The following is a 15,752-nucleotide window of genomic DNA, read 5'->3' on the forward strand; positions in this document are numbered from 1 at the left end:
CCCTGGAACTATCGAAAAGGCTCTCCCGCAGCTTCCCAGGCAGGCGTGGCGACGTTACGGTCGCACGACATGTTTTGACCCTCCCGAAACGATCCCTAACCCCGTGGAAAACCTGATGTTTGCAGGCAGAAAATTCGCCGCGTTCCTGTTCGATATGGATGGCACGGTGCTCAATTCGATCGCCTCGGCCGAGCGCGTCTGGGCGGCGTGGGCGCTTAAGCACGGTCTCGACGTCGAAGCCTTCCTGCCGACGATCCACGGCGTGCGGGCCGTCGAGACCATCACCAGGCTGGCGCTTCCCGGCGTCGACCCTGTTCATGAGGCGTTTGTGCTGTTGCAGGCCGAGTCGGACGATGTCGAAGGCGTGCTGCCGATCGCCGGCGCCGTGCCGTTCCTCAACGCTTTGCCGCCAGAGCGCTGGGCGATCGTCACCTCGGCGCCGCGCCCGTTGGCGCTGCTGCGCATGCGGGCCGCCGGCATCCCGGTTCCCGCCTTGGTGGTCGCGGCCGAGGATGTGTCGCACGGCAAGCCGGCGCCCGACTGTTTTCTGCTGGCGGCAAAACGGCTCGGCGTCGATATCGCCGACTGTCTGGTCTTCGAGGACGCACCGGCCGGTATCGCGGCGGCGGAAGCAGCGGGCGCGTCGGTGATGGTGATCAGCGCCACTCACCAGCATCCAATGACGACTCAGCACAACTCGATTGGCGGCTACGAAACCGTCTCCATCGCCATCGATGACAGCGGCTGGATGACGCTGGGGGCACAGCGCAGCGCGGCCTGAGGACTGGAGGACTGGAGGACTGGAGGACTGGAGGACTGCTATGCGCCTTTTTCTTCAACTCTTCAGTTCACCAGTTCCCCAGTTCTTCCGTTCCTGAACCCCTAGAAATCGCTAGCCAGTCCCTTCACTTCCCAGTCGCCGTAGCGGCCGGGTTCCTTGCCGCCGCGGCCGCCGATTTCCTTCGGCAGCGCAGCTTCCTTCTGGCGATACGCTTCACGGCGCGCCTCGGCTTCAGCCAGCGCTCGGCTGGCCGCCGGCGTCAGGTCCTTCTCCCGGTCGGCATCGGCTTTGCTGGGTTGGTCGGTCATGCGATAGTCCGGGCGGATTGAAACGAAGGGCGGCGTTTCCCATCATATAGCCATGAGTTCACCCCGATCGACCTTTTTTTGCCACGGCCGCACAGGGAGCAGATGATGAGCACGCTACGCACCACCATGCTTCTGGCCGCGATGACGGCGCTGTTCATGGGCGTCGGCTTTCTGATCGGCGGCACCGGCGGCATGATGATCGCCTTCCTGGTCGCCGCGGGCACCAATCTGTTCAGCTACTGGAATGCCGACAAGATGGTGCTGTCGATGAACCGCGCCGTCGAGGTCAACGCGAAGAACGCGCCCGAATTCCACGCCATCGTCGAGGCGTTGGCCAAGCAGGCCGGCCTGCCGATGCCCAAGACCTATCTGATCGACAATCCGCAGCCGAACGCCTTCGCCACCGGCCGCAATCCCGAGAACGCCGCGGTCGCGGCCTCGACCGGGCTGCTGGAGCGCCTGTCGCATGAGGAGGTGGCGGCAGTCATGGCGCATGAGCTGGCCCACATCCAGCATCGAGACACGCTGACCATGACCATTGTCGCGACACTCGCCGGCGCCATCTCGATGCTCGGCAATTTCGCCTTCTTCTTCGGCGGCAGCCGCGACAACAACAACCCGTTCGGCTTTGTCGGCGTGCTGGTGGCGATGCTGGTCGCGCCCTTCGCCGCCATGATCGTGCAGATGGCGGTCAGCCGCACCCGCGAATACGAGGCCGACCGGCGCGGCGCCGAAATCGTTGGAAATCCGCTTTGGCTGGCATCAGCGCTTGACAAGATCGCCCGCGGCGCCGAACGCATCCGCAACCCGGATGCCGAACGCAATCCCGCGACCGCGCATCTCTTCATCATTAATCCTCTTCACGGCGAGCGAATGGACAGCCTGTTTTCGACCCACCCGAACACCGACAACCGCATCGCCGCGCTGCAGGCGATGGCGCGCGACATGGCAGGCCGCCAGCCGGCGCCGCGCCAGGCGCCGACGCCAGAGCCGATCGAAGAATTGCCGGCCGATGCCGAGCAAGGTCCGTGGGGCAAGGCAGCACGCCCCACGCAGCCGACCAAACCGGCCAAGCCGAAAGCCAATCCGTGGGGCCGCAATCCGACCGGACCCAAAGGTCCGTGGTCGTGAGCGGCGCCAGATCCCGGCCCGCACATTCAGGCGATCGCGAAAACAGCTCGGACGAATTCGTCGCCGGCCTCGCCGCGCGCAAGGCCGCGGCGCGGCTGCTGGCCGCCGTTATCGACGCCAAAACGCCGCTCGACGGGCTGACGGACCACGAGAACGGCCATCCGCAATACAAGGTGCTCGACTTGCGCGACCGCGGCCTGGTGCGCGCCATACTGGTAACCGCGCTGCGCTACCGCATGACCATTGCCGGGCTCCTCGCCCGCCGCCTTGAAAAGCCGCTGCCGCCCAACGCCACAGCGCTGTCGCACATCCTGCATGTTGCGGCGGCGCAGATCCTGTTCCTCGACATCCCCGACAGCGCCGCCGTCGATTTGGCTGTGACCCACGCCAAGTCGGACCCACGCACGCAGCGCTTTTCCGGCCTCGTTAACGGCGTGCTGCGCACTTTGGTGCGGGCCAAGGAGACCGAACTGCCGGCAGCTCTTGCCGCCACCGACGAGGCGCCAAAATGGTTCTCCGACCGGCTGAAGGCCGCCTATGGCGCCGAGATGACCAGACAGATCCTGGCGGCGCATCGCGTTGAGGCGCCGGTCGATTTCACGGTCAAGGCCGATCCCGAACTGTGGGCCGAAAAGCTCGGCGGCATCGTGCTGCCGACCGGCACGGTGCGAGTGGAAAAGCTCAGCGCCTCCGTCACCGAACTGCCGGGCTTCAGCGAAGGCGCATGGTGGGTCCAGGACGCCGCCGCCAGTTTTCCGGCGCGGCTGTTCGGCGATGTCAAAGGATTACGCGTCGCCGACCTCTGCGCCGCCCCCGGCGGCAAGACCGCTCAGCTTATCCTTGCCGGCGCCAAAGTCACCGCCTTGGACACCTCGAAGAACCGGCTGGCGCGGCTGACGCAGAACCTCGAACGGCTTGGGCTGTCCGCCGAGATCGTGCAGGCCGATCTGCTGAAATACCAGCCGGCGGAGCTTTTCGATGCCGTCCTGCTCGACGCGCCCTGCTCTTCCACCGGCACGGTTCGGCGCCACCCGGACGTGCCATGGACCAAGACGGCAGCCGACGTCGAAAAGCTAGCCGATCTGCAAGCAAAGCTGCTCGCCCGCGCCGTCACTTTGGTCAAACCGGGCGGCCGGATTGTTTTTTCCAACTGTTCGCTGGACCCGATCGAAGGCGAGGATCTGTATCGCGCCTTTCTGGCCGGCAGCAAGACCGTCGCCGACGATCCGCTGCAGCCCGGCGAAATCGCCGGCATCGACGCCTTCCTGACCCCGCAAGGCACGCTGCGCACCACACCCGCCGATCTTGACCTTGGTTCGCCAGGGGTTTCCGGCCTGGACGGCTTCTTCGCCGCCCGCATGCGACGACTGGCCTGACTCCGACGCGACGACATGCCTAAAGCATGTCGTCCAAGGACCAGTGCTTCCCCCACCTTGCATCGATCTCATCATCGATATTCTGGTAGCGGATATCGGTGGAGAGCCGGATACGCCCCTCCGCGCTCTGGTTGGTTGTCGAGGCGTGGATCATGTAGGGCGAGTGGAGGACGACATCGCCGGCCTCGAAATCCGCGATCAGCCAGCGTGTATCGAACCGCTCCGCCATGTCGGGCAGGTCCTTCGACACCCAGCCGCCCTCGCTCATGTTCCTGTTGTAGGCGCTGATGCGCTCCTGCGGGCTCAGCCCGGCATTGTCCCTGGCGAACCGGGCCTCCATGTCGAGGCCGATGGCGTGCGATCCCTCGAGATAGACCAGGCCGCCCATGTCGACGGGAACGTCGCCGATCGGGATCCAGGCAGTGACGATGCGGCTAGTGCCGCCGCGCAGATAGACGAGGTCGTAATGCGCCGGCGTCGCCACAGTGGAGCCCGGTTGGGTGAAACGCATGATCTTGCGCTTGTGCAAATAGGACAGCCCGCCGACAAACCCATCCATTAGCCGAGCCATCAGGGGCTGTGCGCAGAACCCTTCATAGGCGGTGGAGCGAACCAGCGCCATCAACCGGCGATCGGCGAGCTGACGGTCGAACGTGCCGGCCGCCAGGCCAAGCGCGGGATCGGACCCGGGCTGCAGCAAGCCGGTGTCGGCCAGATACGAAAACACCCAGCCGCGAAAATCCATGACGTCGCGGCGCGGCAGCATACCTTTCAGCCAGACATAGCCTTGCTCGGCAAGGAGGCCTCGAATGGCATCGATGCCGATCCCGGCGTCGGTCGGCACGAGATGACCCAACCGGTTCGGCGCCATCGATAATGTCATGCCGTTGGCGTTCAGATCGATTGACGCAACAGGACTCCGTCGTTGCATGCCACCTGTTGAGCTAGACATTTCAGCCACCTGCGATTTTCCATCCTTAGCTGGAAATGCCATACTGTTTGCACACTCGCCCATGGACGGAACGAAGCCATGGACTTTTCGCTCATGAACGATCTCTCTTACGCACTCTACAGATCCGCACCGGCCGCGGCCGGCGGCCTGTCGGTTACAGGGATTGGTCGGCATCGCGTCACGCAGGCGATCCAAGCGCGCAAATTGCCGGAATTCGCCGTGGTGCTGATTGAGAACGGTCAAGGCTGGCTTGAAACCAGGACTGCCGGCATGCAGACGATCCAAGCGCCGGCCCTGTTCTGGCTGCTTCCCGGGAGGATGCATTCCTACGGGCCGGACGCATCGGGCTGGCTCGAACGCTGGGCGCTCTTCGACGGCGCCTTGATACGCGATTTCACCCGGCTGCGGCTGATTGCCGAGGACGCCCCTGTCGTCCCCTTGCGCGACCTCGGCAAAATGCAGCGGCTGTTCGACAGGCTGCATGGTGAGCTGTCGCTCGATACGATGCTGAGCCAGGCAGAAGCCGCCGCCACGATGCATCGCATCGTCGTGCGTGCTGCCCGCCAGGCAATGGATTGGAACAGCCGTCAACGAAACCACAGCCTCCAGGATGCCGCCGACATGCAGCCCATCGTCGACGAATTGCGCCGCTGCGCGTGCGACCCGGTCGATCTCGATGCCTTCGCCGCGAAATTCTCGATGTCGCCGGCAACCTTGCGGCGCAGATTTGCGCGGGCAGCCGGCATGTCGCCCAAGGCCTTCCAACTGCGCACGAGGCTCGACCGCGCCAAACAGATGCTGGCCGCCTCCGATTCGCCCATCGAGTCCATTGCGGCCGCCGTCGGCATCCACGACGCCTTCTATTTCTCCCGTCTGTTTCGCGACCGCGAAAACTGTTCGCCCAGCGAATTTCGGTCTCGCCACAACCGCAAGTGAGTGCAGGATTGCCGGGCTTAAACCCGCGAAGCGCTTGACTTTTTTCGGGGTGGGTCGGTGGCCGGCAGCGTGAGGCGCTTCACGTCGGCGGAATTCGACTTCGCATAAGTTCTTGAATCATATAAGCTTGTGCTGGGGTACCGGAACATGATGCCGAAAAGTGTGACGCGGTTTTCGGGCGACAGCATGCTCTATCTCCAGGCGACGAGGAGGGGTTTTGGCACTGGCTGCCGGCAGCACGACACGTCTGTGGACGCTTGTCGCTAAGGAGTTTTGGCGCAAGACGCGCCGGCGCCTTCGCGCGGGGCCAGTTTATCGCTGGCGCTATTCCGGGCGCACGCCCGAACGCGTCCTGATTGCACCGCCCGACCTCAGGCTCGCCGATCCGCAGATCGCGCTCGAGATCTACTATGGCCGCTATCCGCTGTCGGGACATCTGGTCGAGACCGGCGGCAAATCGCCATTCCAGATCGATGTCGCCAATCGCGGCTGGGTGAAGACGCTGCACGGCTTCCGTTGGCTGCGCCATATGCGCGCCGCCGGCACCGAGCTGGCCGCCGCCAATGCACGCGCGCTTGTCTCCGACTGGATCGCCATGCATGGCAACCAGATTTCCGGCATAGCCTGGGAGCCCGGCACCACCGCCAAGCGAGTCATTGCCTGGTTGCAACACTCCTCGGTTGTCCTACAAGGGGCCGAATTTCCGTTCTATCGCGCCTTCCTGAAATCGCTCGCCGTGCAGATCCGCTATCTCCGCTCGATGGCGCGCGAGATGCCGGACGGCAAGGACAGGCTGCGCGCTCGTATCGCGCTTGCCTTCGCCGCGCTGTCGCTGCCGGCGCCGGCCTCGGCACTGCGCGGCGCCACCCGCAGCCTGGCGGAAGAACTCGACCGCCAGATCCTTCCCGACGGCGGCCATATTTCGCGCAACCCGATGGCGGTGCTCGAACTGCTCGCCGATCTCCTGCCGCTGCGCCAGACGTATGCCAATCAGGCCGAAACGCCACCGGCAGCCCTGATGGGCGCCATCGACCGCATGCTGCCGGCGCTCCGTTTCTTCCGCCATCAGGATGGCAGCCTGGCCCGCTTCAACGGCATGGGCGCGACCATCCACGACCGCATTGCCACCATCTTGCGCCACGACGACACCGCCGGCGCGCCGCTGCTGCACGCGCCGCATTCCGGCTATGAGCGGCTGTGTATGGGCGGCGTTACGGTGATTGCCGATACCGGCCCGTCGCCGGCCGTCGATGTGTCCAACGCCGCGCATGCCGGGTGCCTGGCCTTCGAACTCTCGTCCGGTCGCCAGCATTATATCGTCAATGCCGGCATCGACACCTATGGCGCTGCCGAGTTCCGGCCGCTGGCCCGTGCCACCGCGGCGCATTCGACCGCCACCATCAACGACACCTCGTCGGCGCGGTTTTCCCATTCGCTGCGCGTCAACGACCTGCTCGGCTCACCCTTGCTCGGCGGCCCGCAGCATGTGCCTTGCAAGCGCATCGACCAGAAGGGCACGCAAGGCTTCATCGCCCGCCATGACGGCTATATGCAGCGCTTTGGCTTCCTGCATGAGCGCGAGCTGAAACTGTCGAGCGAGGGCAATGTGCTCGCCGGCAGGGATCGCTTCCTCCGCCCGGGCGGTGCGGCGATCCGCAACAATGGCCGCGACTTCGTCGTGGTGCGCTTCCACATCCACCCTGATATCAACCTTTTGCAGGACGAGCATGACCGCCTGGTGCTGACCGCCGACCAGGCCGACACCTGGGTGTTCACCTGCACCGAAGTGGTGCCGGAGGTCGAGGAATCGATCTATTTCGCCGGCCTTGGCGGCCCGCGCCGCAGCCGCCAGATCGTGCTCGCCTTCAAGGCCTCGGAGATCGCCGAGGTGCATTGGCAGCTCACGCGCACCGGCATCGCCGGCTATCCCGAGAACAGCTGAGCGTCGTTGCCGGCGCCGGCTTGATCGAGCTTCCGGCTTGATTTCCTGACCTCATGTGCTACGGCCCGGCAACGCTCTCCAATCAGCCCTGAAAGGCCGCCAGCCCATGGCCGTCGCCGCCAAGAACATTCCGGCACCCGACCTCCTTCCGGTCCGCCGCGCCCTGCTTTCCGTCTTCGACAAGACCGGCCTGACCGACTTCGCCAAAGGGCTGGTCGCGGCCGGCGTCGAGCTGGTCTCGACCGGAGGTACGGCAAAGGCGATCGCCGAGGCGGGGCTGGCGGTGCGTGACGTCTCGGAACTGACAGGCTTTCCCGAGATCATGGACGGCCGCGTCAAGACGCTGCACCCGTCGGTGCATGGCGCACTGCTCGGCGTGCGCGACGATCCCGAACACGCCAAGGCGATGCACGATCACGGCATCGAGCCGATCGATCTGCTCGTCTGCAATCTCTACCCGTTCGAGGAGGTCCGCCGCTCCGGCGCCGACTATGCCGCTGTTGTCGAGAACATCGACATTGGCGGCCCGGCGATGATCCGCGCCTCGGCCAAGAACCATGCCTATGTCGCCATCGTCACCGATCCCGGCGATTATGCCTCGGTGCTGAACGCGCTAGAGATGAACATCGGCTCGCTGTCGCTGGATTTCCGCCAGAAGCTGGCGGCCAAGGCCTTTGCCCGCACCGCCAGCTACGATGCGGCGATCTCCGGCTGGTTCGCCGAAACGCTGGAGATCGAGCATCCGACCTGGCGCGCCTTCGGGGGCAGGCTGGAAAGTGTCATGCGCTATGGCGAGAACCCGCATCAGAGCGCCGGCTTCTATGTCAATGGCGACAAGCGGCCGGGGGTCGCCACGGCTCGCCAGTTGCAGGGCAAGCAGCTGTCCTACAACAACATCAACGACACCGATGCCGCCTTCGAGCTGGTGGGCGAGTTCGACCCCAACCGCTGCGCCGCCGTTGCCATCATCAAGCACGCCAACCCGTGCGGCGTCGCCGAGGACGCTTCGCTGGCTGCTGCCTATGCGAGAGCGCTGGCCTGCGACCCGGTTTCGGCCTTTGGCGGTATCGTCGCCATGAACCGCATCCTCGATGCGGAAGCGGCGCAGGAGATCGTAAAAACCTTCACCGAGGTGATCATCGCGCCGAACGCGTCGGAGGACGCTGTCCGCATCATCGCCGCCAAAAAGAATTTGCGACTGCTGGTCACCGGCGGTCTGCCCGATCCGCACGCCGGCGGCATCACTGTGAAATCCGTCGCCGGCGGCATGCTCGTCCAGGGCCGCGACATCGCGGTGGTCGACGATCTCGAGCTCAAGGTGGTGACCAAGCGCGCACCGAGTGCGGCCGAGATGGCCGACCTCAAATTCGCTTTCCGCATCGCCAAGCACGTCAAGTCGAACGCCATCGTCTATGCAAAAGACGGCGCTACCGTCGGCATCGGCGCCGGCCAGATGAGCCGCGTCGATTCCTCGCGCATCGCCGCCCGCAAGGCCCTCGACGCGGCGGAAGCAGCTGGCCTCGCGGAGCCGTTGACCAAGGGCTCGGTGGTCGCCTCCGACGCTTTCTTCCCTTTCGCCGACGGGCTGATCTCAGCCATCGAAGCCGGCGCCACGGCGGTGATCCAGCCCGGCGGCTCGATGCGCGACGACGACGTTATCGCCGCTGCCGACGCGCATGGCATTGCTATGGTGTTTACCGGCGTGAGGCATTTCAGGCATTGAGCGCCTCTGCCTTTTCCCACAAGGGGAGAAGGAAAAGTGCGGCGCTATTCCACCGGCTGATCCGCCGGGTACGGCGTCCAGATCAATATCGCGATCCCAACGCCCAGGAACAGCACGATGGCCGCCATGCCGAGCCGCGCCGAGCCGCTGGCGAGCGTGATCGACGCCACCATGAACGGCGCCAGGAAACTCGTGGCCCTTCCGGCCAGCGCATAGATGCCGAAATAGCGGCCGGATTCGGCTGCGGTCACGCTGCGCGCCATGTAGGAGCGTGACGACGCCTGCACCGGTCCGAACGCCAGCCCGATTAACAGGCCATAGAAAATGTAGGCCTTTTCCGCCGCCGTGCCGAACAGGCCGCCACTATCGGCTCCCGGCATCATCCAGGCGCCGAACAATGTGTAGCCTGGCCCGGTCGAAACGATGCCGATGGTGGCGATGCTGAGCAGGACGAGCGAAATCATCACGATGGTCTTGGAGCCAAGCGCGGTGTCCAGCCATGCGGCAACCAGGCAGCCGACGATGGCGACGACGTTGAGGATAATGCCGAACATGCCGATCTCAGTGATCGACCAGTGGAACATCGCTGCCGCAAAGGTGCCGCCCAAAGCGAGCAGCGCATTGACGCCGTCCTGATAAATCATGCGGGCGACAAGGAAGCGGAAGATGCCTTTGCGCCGGCGCACTTCAGTCAGCGTCGACTTCAGTTCCGACAGCCCCTCGCGCACCGCGGGCCCGATCGGAATCCCCTTGATGGCGTCCGGCGTAAAGAAGAACATCGGCAGGATGAACAGGAAATACCAGCCGGCCGACAGCGGCCCGGTGGCGCGCGCGTCCTCGCCGAGTTTCGGGTCGAGCCCAAAGAGCGGGTCGATGCCGATGATCGTCTTGCCGGTCTCCGGCGAACCCGCAAGACAGGCGACAACAAAGATCAGCGCGATCATGCCGCCGAGATAACCAAGTCCCCAGGCAATGTTGGAGACGTGGCCGATCTCGCTCTTCGGCACCAGGCGCGGCATCATCGAATCGTTGAACACGGTCGAGAATTCCGCCGCGACCGAAGCGAGAGAAAAGAACAGCACCACCAGGAAAAGGTTCGAGCCGGGAGCGGCGAACCATAGCAGGCAAAGGCTGATGATCTTGATCGAGGCGAAGAACGCAATCCACGGCTTGCGCGGCCCGGTCTGGTCGGCAATCGAGCCGAGGATGGGAGACAGCACGGCAATGACCAGGCCCGCAACAGCGATGCCGTAGCCCCAGGCCGCCTGGCCTGAGACCGGATCGCTCGCCATGCGCGAGACGAAATAAGGCCCGAAGATGAAGGTGGTGACGACGGTGAAAAACGGCTGCGCCGCCCAGTCGAAGAACATCCATCCCCAGATGCCGTGCCCGGATGCCCGCTGCACTGTTTCTACCGCCGCCATGATGATTCCCCCGGGACACCGCGCTTGTCGGATGCCATGTCTGCATGTTTCGAATGCTCATGCAAACCGCCAAAGATTCGCGCTGCCCCTCACCTGCCTGCCAGCATCCTCTCCCCGAATAGTGACGGGGAGAGGGTTGCTCTCATCGATGATTTCGCTAGTCGCCAGCGTTGCAACAAGGGCGCCAAGGCTACGGCCCGCCCTTTCTCCTCGTCACTATACGGAGAGAAATGCCAGGCAGGGCAATGAGGGCGGCGCCGGCGTTTCGGAGATGTTCACATCCCCGTCAGATCGCTCATCAGCCCCGAAGCCACCGACAGCCTGGACACGGTGATATCCCCGCCTTCGGTCAGCGCCTGCAGCCGCTCGCGGATGCGCGCCACGCGCTCGCCTCCGGCTTCCAGCCAGGCCGCCACAGGATCCGCCGTCCCGGCATGGCCGGCGAGAGCCGCCACCGCAATGCCGCGCCGCGCCGCGCCGATCGTGTCGGTGGCGCGCGACAGCGCCAGCTGGTCGTAATAGTCCGACGGCGTGATTGAACGCGCCGCCTCTTCGACGCGCGGAATGCGGAAGGCATCGCTGACGGCGAAGAACGCCTTGGCCGAGGCGACGACGTCGGCATTGGCCGTGCGCGCCGTCAGTGCGATGTCGGGGATCAGTCCCGCCACATCGGCCATTGCCAGCTGCCCGGCGAGCTTTTCGGGGGCGCCGGCCTTGAACAGGCCATACCGCCTCTCCTCGACCCGCTCGCGCGAGAAGGCCGGTAGCAGCGAGAGCAGCTTCGGCTCCAGCGCCATGCGCGCCTCTTGCAGTTCGGCAATGCGCTGGCCGAGCGCTGCGGTGCCGGCATCGTTCTTCAGATACCAGCCGCTGGTCACGAAGATAAGCCGGCTGACGGACTGGTAGAGATCGAGCTGCGCCTGGCCGTCGATGTGGCTGTCCAGCGCATCGATCTCCTGATAGAGCGCCGGCAACGCGAAGCCGTCGCGCACCACGGCGAAGGTGCGCACCACGTCGGCCGCGCTGCGCCCCGTGGCTTCCTGCAGCCGGTTGACGAATGACGGTCCGCCGCGATTGACGAGATCGTTGGCGACGACGCGGGCGATGATTTCGCGGCGCAGCCGGTGGCCATGGATCTCGGCCGCATATTTCTTCGCCATCCGGTCAGGGAAATAGCCCATCAGATCGCGGTCGAAATGCGCGTCGTCAGGCACGTCGCTGGCGACGATGTCGGAAAACAGCACGATCTTGGCATAGGCGAGCAGCACGCCAAGCTCCGCCCGGGTCAGCGGCTCGCCACGCGCCTCGCGCTCGGCAAGGGCGGCCGGCGACGGCAGCGTCTCGACAGCGCGGTCGAGCAGGCCCCGAGCCTCCAGCGCCGCCATGAACCGGCTCTGGTGCGCGATGTCGGCAAGGCCGCGCTTGCGGGCGATGGAGAGCGCGAGCGTCTGTTCGTAATTGTTGGACAGCACGAGGCCGGCGACCTCGTCGGTCATCTCGGCCAGCAGCTTGTTGCGCGCCGGCCGGGTCAGCGATCCCTTGCGCATGGCGGACGCCAGCGCGATCTTGATGTTGACCTCGACGTCGGAGCAGTTGACGCCGCCAGAATTGTCGATGGCGTCGGAGTTGCAGCGGCCGCCGGCGAGACCGAACTCGATGCGGGCGCGCTGCGTGACGCCGAGATTGGCGCCCTCGCCGATCACTTTGGCCCGCACATCGAGCGCGGTGATGCGGATGGCGTCATTGGCGCGGTCGCCGACTTCGGCATTGGTTTCGCCCGAGGCCCGTAAATACGTGCCGATGCCGCCGAACCACAGAAGGTCGACGTTCGCCTTGAGGATGGCAGTCATGATCTCGGCCGGGGTCGCGGTGGTCTTGGCGAGGCCAATCGCCGCCGCCGCTGCCGCAGGCAGCGTGATCGACTTCTGGCTGCGCGAGACGATGACGCCGCCTTCCGACAGTTTGGTCTTGTCATAGTCCTGCCAGGACGAACGCGGCAGCGCGAACATGCGCTCGCGCTCGGCCATCGACGCCACTCTGTCTGGATCGGGATCGATGAAGATGTCGCGATGGTCGAAGGCGGCGATCAGCCTGGTCTGCGGCGACAGCAGCATGCCGTTGCCGAACACGTCTCCCGACATGTCGCCGACGCCGACGACGGTGAAGGGGGTGGCCTGGATGTCGCGGTTGATCTCGCGGAAATGCCGCTTGACCGCTTCCCAGGCGCCTTTGGCGGTGATGCCCATCTTCTTGTGGTCGTAACCGGCCGAGCCGCCGCTGGCGAAGGCATCGTCGAGCCAGAAACCGTGTTTCTCCGAAATGGCATTGGCGGTGTCGGAGAAGGTTGCCGTGCCCTTGTCGGCGGCGACGACAAAGTAGGGGTCGTCAGGATCGCGCCTGACGACGCCGGCTGGGGGTATGACGCCATCGAGGCCGATATTGTCGGTGATCGACAGCAGGCTGGAAACGAAATTCTTGTAGGCCGAGGTGCCGGCCTCGAAGATGGCGTCGCGGCCGGCGCTCATCGGCAGCTTCTTCGGATAGAAGCCGCCCTTGGCGCCGACCGGCACTATGACGGCGTTCTTGACCTGCTGCGCCTTGACCAGGCCGAGCACCTCGGTGCGGTAATCCTGGGCGCGGTCCGACCAGCGCAGGCCGCCGCGCGCAACCGGGCCGAAGCGCAGATGCACGCCCTCGACCTCGGACCCATAGACGAAGATCTCGCGCCACGGCCTCGGCGCCGGCAGGCCATCGACCGCTTGCGAGTCCAGCTTGATCGCCAGCGACTGGCCCCGCGCCTTCGTTCCCGCAACGAAATGATTGGTGCGCAACGAGGCTTCGATCAGGTTGAGATAGCGGCGGATGATGGTGTCGTCATCGATGTTGGGGACTTCCTCCAGCGCGTCCTTGATCTTGGCCTTGAGGTGCTTGGCGGCGACGACGCCTTCCGTCTCGGCGGTCGGGCCGAGACGAGCGACGAACAGTGCATGCAGGCCGCGCGCAATGTCGGGATAGCGGTTGAGCGCGGCCGCGATGAAATCCTGGCTCTGCGGGATACCGGCTTGCTGCAGGTAGCGGCCATAGGCGCGCAGAATGCTGACTTCGCCCGACCACAGGCCGGCGGTCTGGGCAAGCCCGTTATAGCTGTCATTGTCGATGTCGCCGCGCCAGACCGACAGGAAAGCGTCCTCGAACAGCGCGCCGCCATCGCTGAGGTCGATCGGCTTGCCGTAGCTGTTCTCCAGCTCCATGTCGTGGACGAAGACGGTGTCGCCGCCGTCCTCGCCAACCTCGAAGGTGCGCTCGCTGATGACGCGGAAGCCGATGTTTTCCAGCACAGGCACGCGACGCGACAGCGCTACCGGGCTGCCGTGGTGGTAGATCTTCAGCGCTGCCTGATGCGGTTTCTGCTCGGCATGGCGGTAATAGTCGATGGCGATCGGGTTGGCGGTGCTGATGCCGGCGATGCGCCCCGCATCCTTCAGCGCGACGGCCGCGCTGAAGGAATCGCGATAGCTCTCAGGCAGACGCGCGGCGATCGCCTTCAGCGATGGATCGCCGCCGACGGCTTCCGCGGCTTCGGCCAGCGCGTCGTCCCAGGTTCGCACGATATCGCGGATCGCCGCTTCGATCACCGCCTGCTCGACCTTCGGCGTCTTGCCGCCCGAGCGGCCGATGATGAAATGCACACGTGCCAGCCCGCCTTCCGGAAACGCAGGATAATAAGCCGACAAACGGCCTTCGAAGACGGTCTTGAGATAGGTGCCGATCTTCTCGCGCACGACGCTGTCATAGCGGTCGCGCGGCACGAAGACGAGGATCGATACGAAGCGGTCGAACTGGTCGGCGCGCACCAGCGCCCGCACCCGCGGCCGCTCGACCAGGCCGAGAATGGCCGCGGCGTGCTTCTTCAGGATCGGCACCGGCACCTGGAACAGTTCGTCGCGCGGATAGCTCTCCAGAACGTTGATCAGTGCCTTGCCGGAATGGTCGTGCCGGTCGAAGCCGGACTTGGCGATGATGGTCTCGGCCTTTGACCTCAGATACGGGATTTTCATCACCGAGCGCGTGTAGGCGGTCGAGGTGAACAGGCCGACCATGCGCAACTCGCCGGCAAGCGTGCCCTTGGCGGTGTAGGTTTTGACGCCGATATAATCGAGATAAATGCGGCGGTGCACCAGCGACTTGGCGTTGGCCTTGGTGACGATCAGCGGCTCCGGCCCATGCAGGAAGGCGCGGATTTCGGGCGTCGTCGTCACCGCCTCGGTGCCGCGCCGGAGCACCAGCACATCCGGGTCGGCGAGGATGCCGAGACCGGGTTTGTCGGCGCGCTCTAGATTGCCGCTCTCCGCGCCGCCGGAATATTTGAACTCGCGCATGCCAAGGAAAGTGAAATTGTCGTCGCGCAGCCATTCAAGGAAGGCGATGGCCTCGGCAACGCTCTTCTTGTCGAGCGGCACGGCGGAATAGCGGAATTCGGAAATCGCCTGGTCGAGACGGGCGAGCATCGGCTTCCAGTCGCTGACGGCGGCGCGCACCTGGTTGAGCATCTTGCGCAGGCGGTCGGCCAGCGCGTCGGCCTGCTCCGCCGTCAGGCGCGGAATATGGACATGGACGACGCTCAGGCGGTCGTGATTGCCATCGTCCTTGAGGGCGCTGCCGTCGCCGAGGATCTCGTCGACGCCGGCCTTGCCGTGACGCACGACGATGACCGGATGGGTGACCAAAGTCGGTTCGCCGGCAGTTTCTGTGATCTCGCCGAGGATCGAATCGAACAGGAACGGCATGTTGTCGTTGACGACGGTGATGATCGTCATCGGGCGGCCCTCGCGGGAGACGCCCGACCCGGCATCGACGGCGACGACACTTTGGCCCTTCTTGTGGGCGGCGACCGCACGTCCTGCCAGGTCGGCGGCTCGCTCCAGGTCGGCGGCGTCATAGGCGGCAATGTCTTCGGCCGGCGCGCGGGCCAGCAGATAGTCGGCGAGCCTGGCCGGCTTCCCGTCGGGTTTCACCCCGGCAGTGGCTGTTTTCTTCGGCTTAGCTGCGGATTTCACGCTCGCCATGTTGTCCTCCCGTCACATGCTTTTACGACTATGGTAGCAGATGACCGCTGTTTGGCGACAAAGGTTTGACGGCTCGATAAGAATTACAGGAATTCGACGGTCAGGCGGCGGTG

The 15,752-nt window shown here is 64.9% G+C and carries 10 protein-coding genes; 6 read left to right on the top strand and 4 right to left on the bottom strand.

Translation table 11 applies throughout. The features are described 5' to 3' along the window. The first annotated feature begins 115 nt into the window (after window positions 1–115). Window positions 116–781: an HAD-IA family hydrolase gene (locus tag NKJ80_RS13015; RefSeq protein WP_352497677.1), complete on the top strand. Its 666-nt coding sequence runs from the start codon at window positions 116–118 to the stop codon at window positions 779–781. 101 nt (window positions 782–882) lie between these two features. Here NKJ80_RS13015 and NKJ80_RS13020 read toward each other — a convergent pair whose 3' ends face one another. After that, a complete protein-coding gene (locus NKJ80_RS13020) occupies window positions 883–1,089 on the bottom strand; it encodes a DUF1674 domain-containing protein (protein WP_023688862.1) in 207 nt (68 codons plus the stop codon). Between the two features lie 105 nt (window positions 1,090–1,194). Between NKJ80_RS13020 and htpX the strand changes: the two genes are divergently transcribed. Then, on the top strand, window positions 1,195–2,220 hold the full coding sequence (gene htpX / locus NKJ80_RS13025) for a zinc metalloprotease HtpX (protein WP_023700198.1): 1,026 nt from the start codon (window positions 1,195–1,197) through the stop codon (window positions 2,218–2,220). Next, on the top strand, window positions 2,211–3,596 hold the full coding sequence (locus tag NKJ80_RS13030) for an RsmB/NOP family class I SAM-dependent RNA methyltransferase (RefSeq protein WP_352497678.1): 1,386 nt from the start codon (window positions 2,211–2,213) through the stop codon (window positions 3,594–3,596). The genes htpX and NKJ80_RS13030 overlap by 10 nt, the downstream gene beginning before the upstream one ends. Window positions 3,597–3,615: 19 nt before the next feature. Here the strand turns inward: NKJ80_RS13030 and NKJ80_RS13035 are convergent, their stop codons facing one another. Continuing rightward, window positions 3,616–4,548 (bottom strand): phytanoyl-CoA dioxygenase family protein, encoded by a 933-nt coding sequence (locus tag NKJ80_RS13035; protein ID WP_502902201.1) that lies wholly within the window; start codon window positions 4,546–4,548, stop codon window positions 3,616–3,618. Between the two features lie 78 nt (window positions 4,549–4,626). Between NKJ80_RS13035 and NKJ80_RS13040 the strand changes: the two genes are divergently transcribed. The 3 genes from NKJ80_RS13040 to purH all read left to right on the top strand — a co-directional run bounded on the left by NKJ80_RS13040 (window position 4,627) and on the right by purH (window position 9,149). Further along, window positions 4,627–5,484 (top strand): helix-turn-helix transcriptional regulator, encoded by an 858-nt coding sequence (locus tag NKJ80_RS13040; RefSeq protein ID WP_488473620.1) that lies wholly within the window; start codon window positions 4,627–4,629, stop codon window positions 5,482–5,484. A 217-nt stretch (window positions 5,485–5,701) separates the two neighbouring features. Next, the gene (locus NKJ80_RS13045) at window positions 5,702–7,426 is read left to right on the top strand and encodes a heparinase II/III family protein (RefSeq protein WP_352497680.1); all 1,725 of its coding nucleotides are present in this window, start codon (window positions 5,702–5,704) and stop codon (window positions 7,424–7,426) included. A gap of 106 nt (window positions 7,427–7,532) precedes the next feature. Continuing rightward, window positions 7,533–9,149, top strand: coding sequence for a bifunctional phosphoribosylaminoimidazolecarboxamide formyltransferase/IMP cyclohydrolase (gene purH / locus NKJ80_RS13050; RefSeq protein WP_352497681.1), 1,617 nt, complete (start codon window positions 7,533–7,535; stop codon window positions 9,147–9,149). A 44-nt stretch (window positions 9,150–9,193) separates the two neighbouring features. Here the strand turns inward: purH and NKJ80_RS13055 are convergent, their stop codons facing one another. Together NKJ80_RS13055 and NKJ80_RS13060 are read right to left on the bottom strand one after the other, a co-directional pair. After that, complete coding sequence (locus NKJ80_RS13055) at window positions 9,194–10,573, bottom strand: MFS transporter (protein WP_023750353.1); 1,380 nt, start codon at window positions 10,571–10,573, stop codon at window positions 9,194–9,196. A 275-nt stretch (window positions 10,574–10,848) separates the two neighbouring features. Further along, window positions 10,849–15,639, bottom strand: a complete 4,791-nt coding sequence (locus tag NKJ80_RS13060; protein ID WP_352497682.1) for an NAD-glutamate dehydrogenase — start codon at window positions 15,637–15,639, stop codon at window positions 10,849–10,851. Window positions 15,640–15,752: the final 113 nt, after the last annotated feature.

This window comes from Mesorhizobium sp. M0030 (assembly GCF_040323695.1).
Taxonomy (GTDB): Bacteria; Pseudomonadota; Alphaproteobacteria; order Rhizobiales; family Rhizobiaceae; genus Mesorhizobium.

What these genes read in the sequence shown, in the direction of transcription:
- NKJ80_RS13035 (WP_502902201.1), bottom strand. Translation starts at nt 4,548, where the DNA reads ATGTCTAGCTCAACAGGTGGCATGCAACGACGGAGTCCTGTTGCGTCA.
- NKJ80_RS13020 (WP_023688862.1), bottom strand. Translation starts at nt 1,089, where the DNA reads ATGACCGACCAACCCAGCAAAGCCGATGCCGACCGGGAGAAGGACCTG.
- NKJ80_RS13040 (WP_488473620.1), top strand. Translation starts at nt 4,627, where the DNA reads ATGGACTTTTCGCTCATGAACGATCTCTCTTACGCACTCTACAGATCC.
- purH (WP_352497681.1), top strand. Translation starts at nt 7,533, where the DNA reads ATGGCCGTCGCCGCCAAGAACATTCCGGCACCCGACCTCCTTCCGGTC.
- NKJ80_RS13055 (WP_023750353.1), bottom strand. Translation starts at nt 10,573, where the DNA reads ATGGCGGCGGTAGAAACAGTGCAGCGGGCATCCGGGCACGGCATCTGG.
- NKJ80_RS13015 (WP_352497677.1), top strand. Translation starts at nt 116, where the DNA reads ATGTTTGCAGGCAGAAAATTCGCCGCGTTCCTGTTCGATATGGATGGC.
- htpX (WP_023700198.1), top strand. Translation starts at nt 1,195, where the DNA reads ATGAGCACGCTACGCACCACCATGCTTCTGGCCGCGATGACGGCGCTG.
- NKJ80_RS13060 (WP_352497682.1), bottom strand. Translation starts at nt 15,639, where the DNA reads ATGGCGAGCGTGAAATCCGCAGCTAAGCCGAAGAAAACAGCCACTGCC.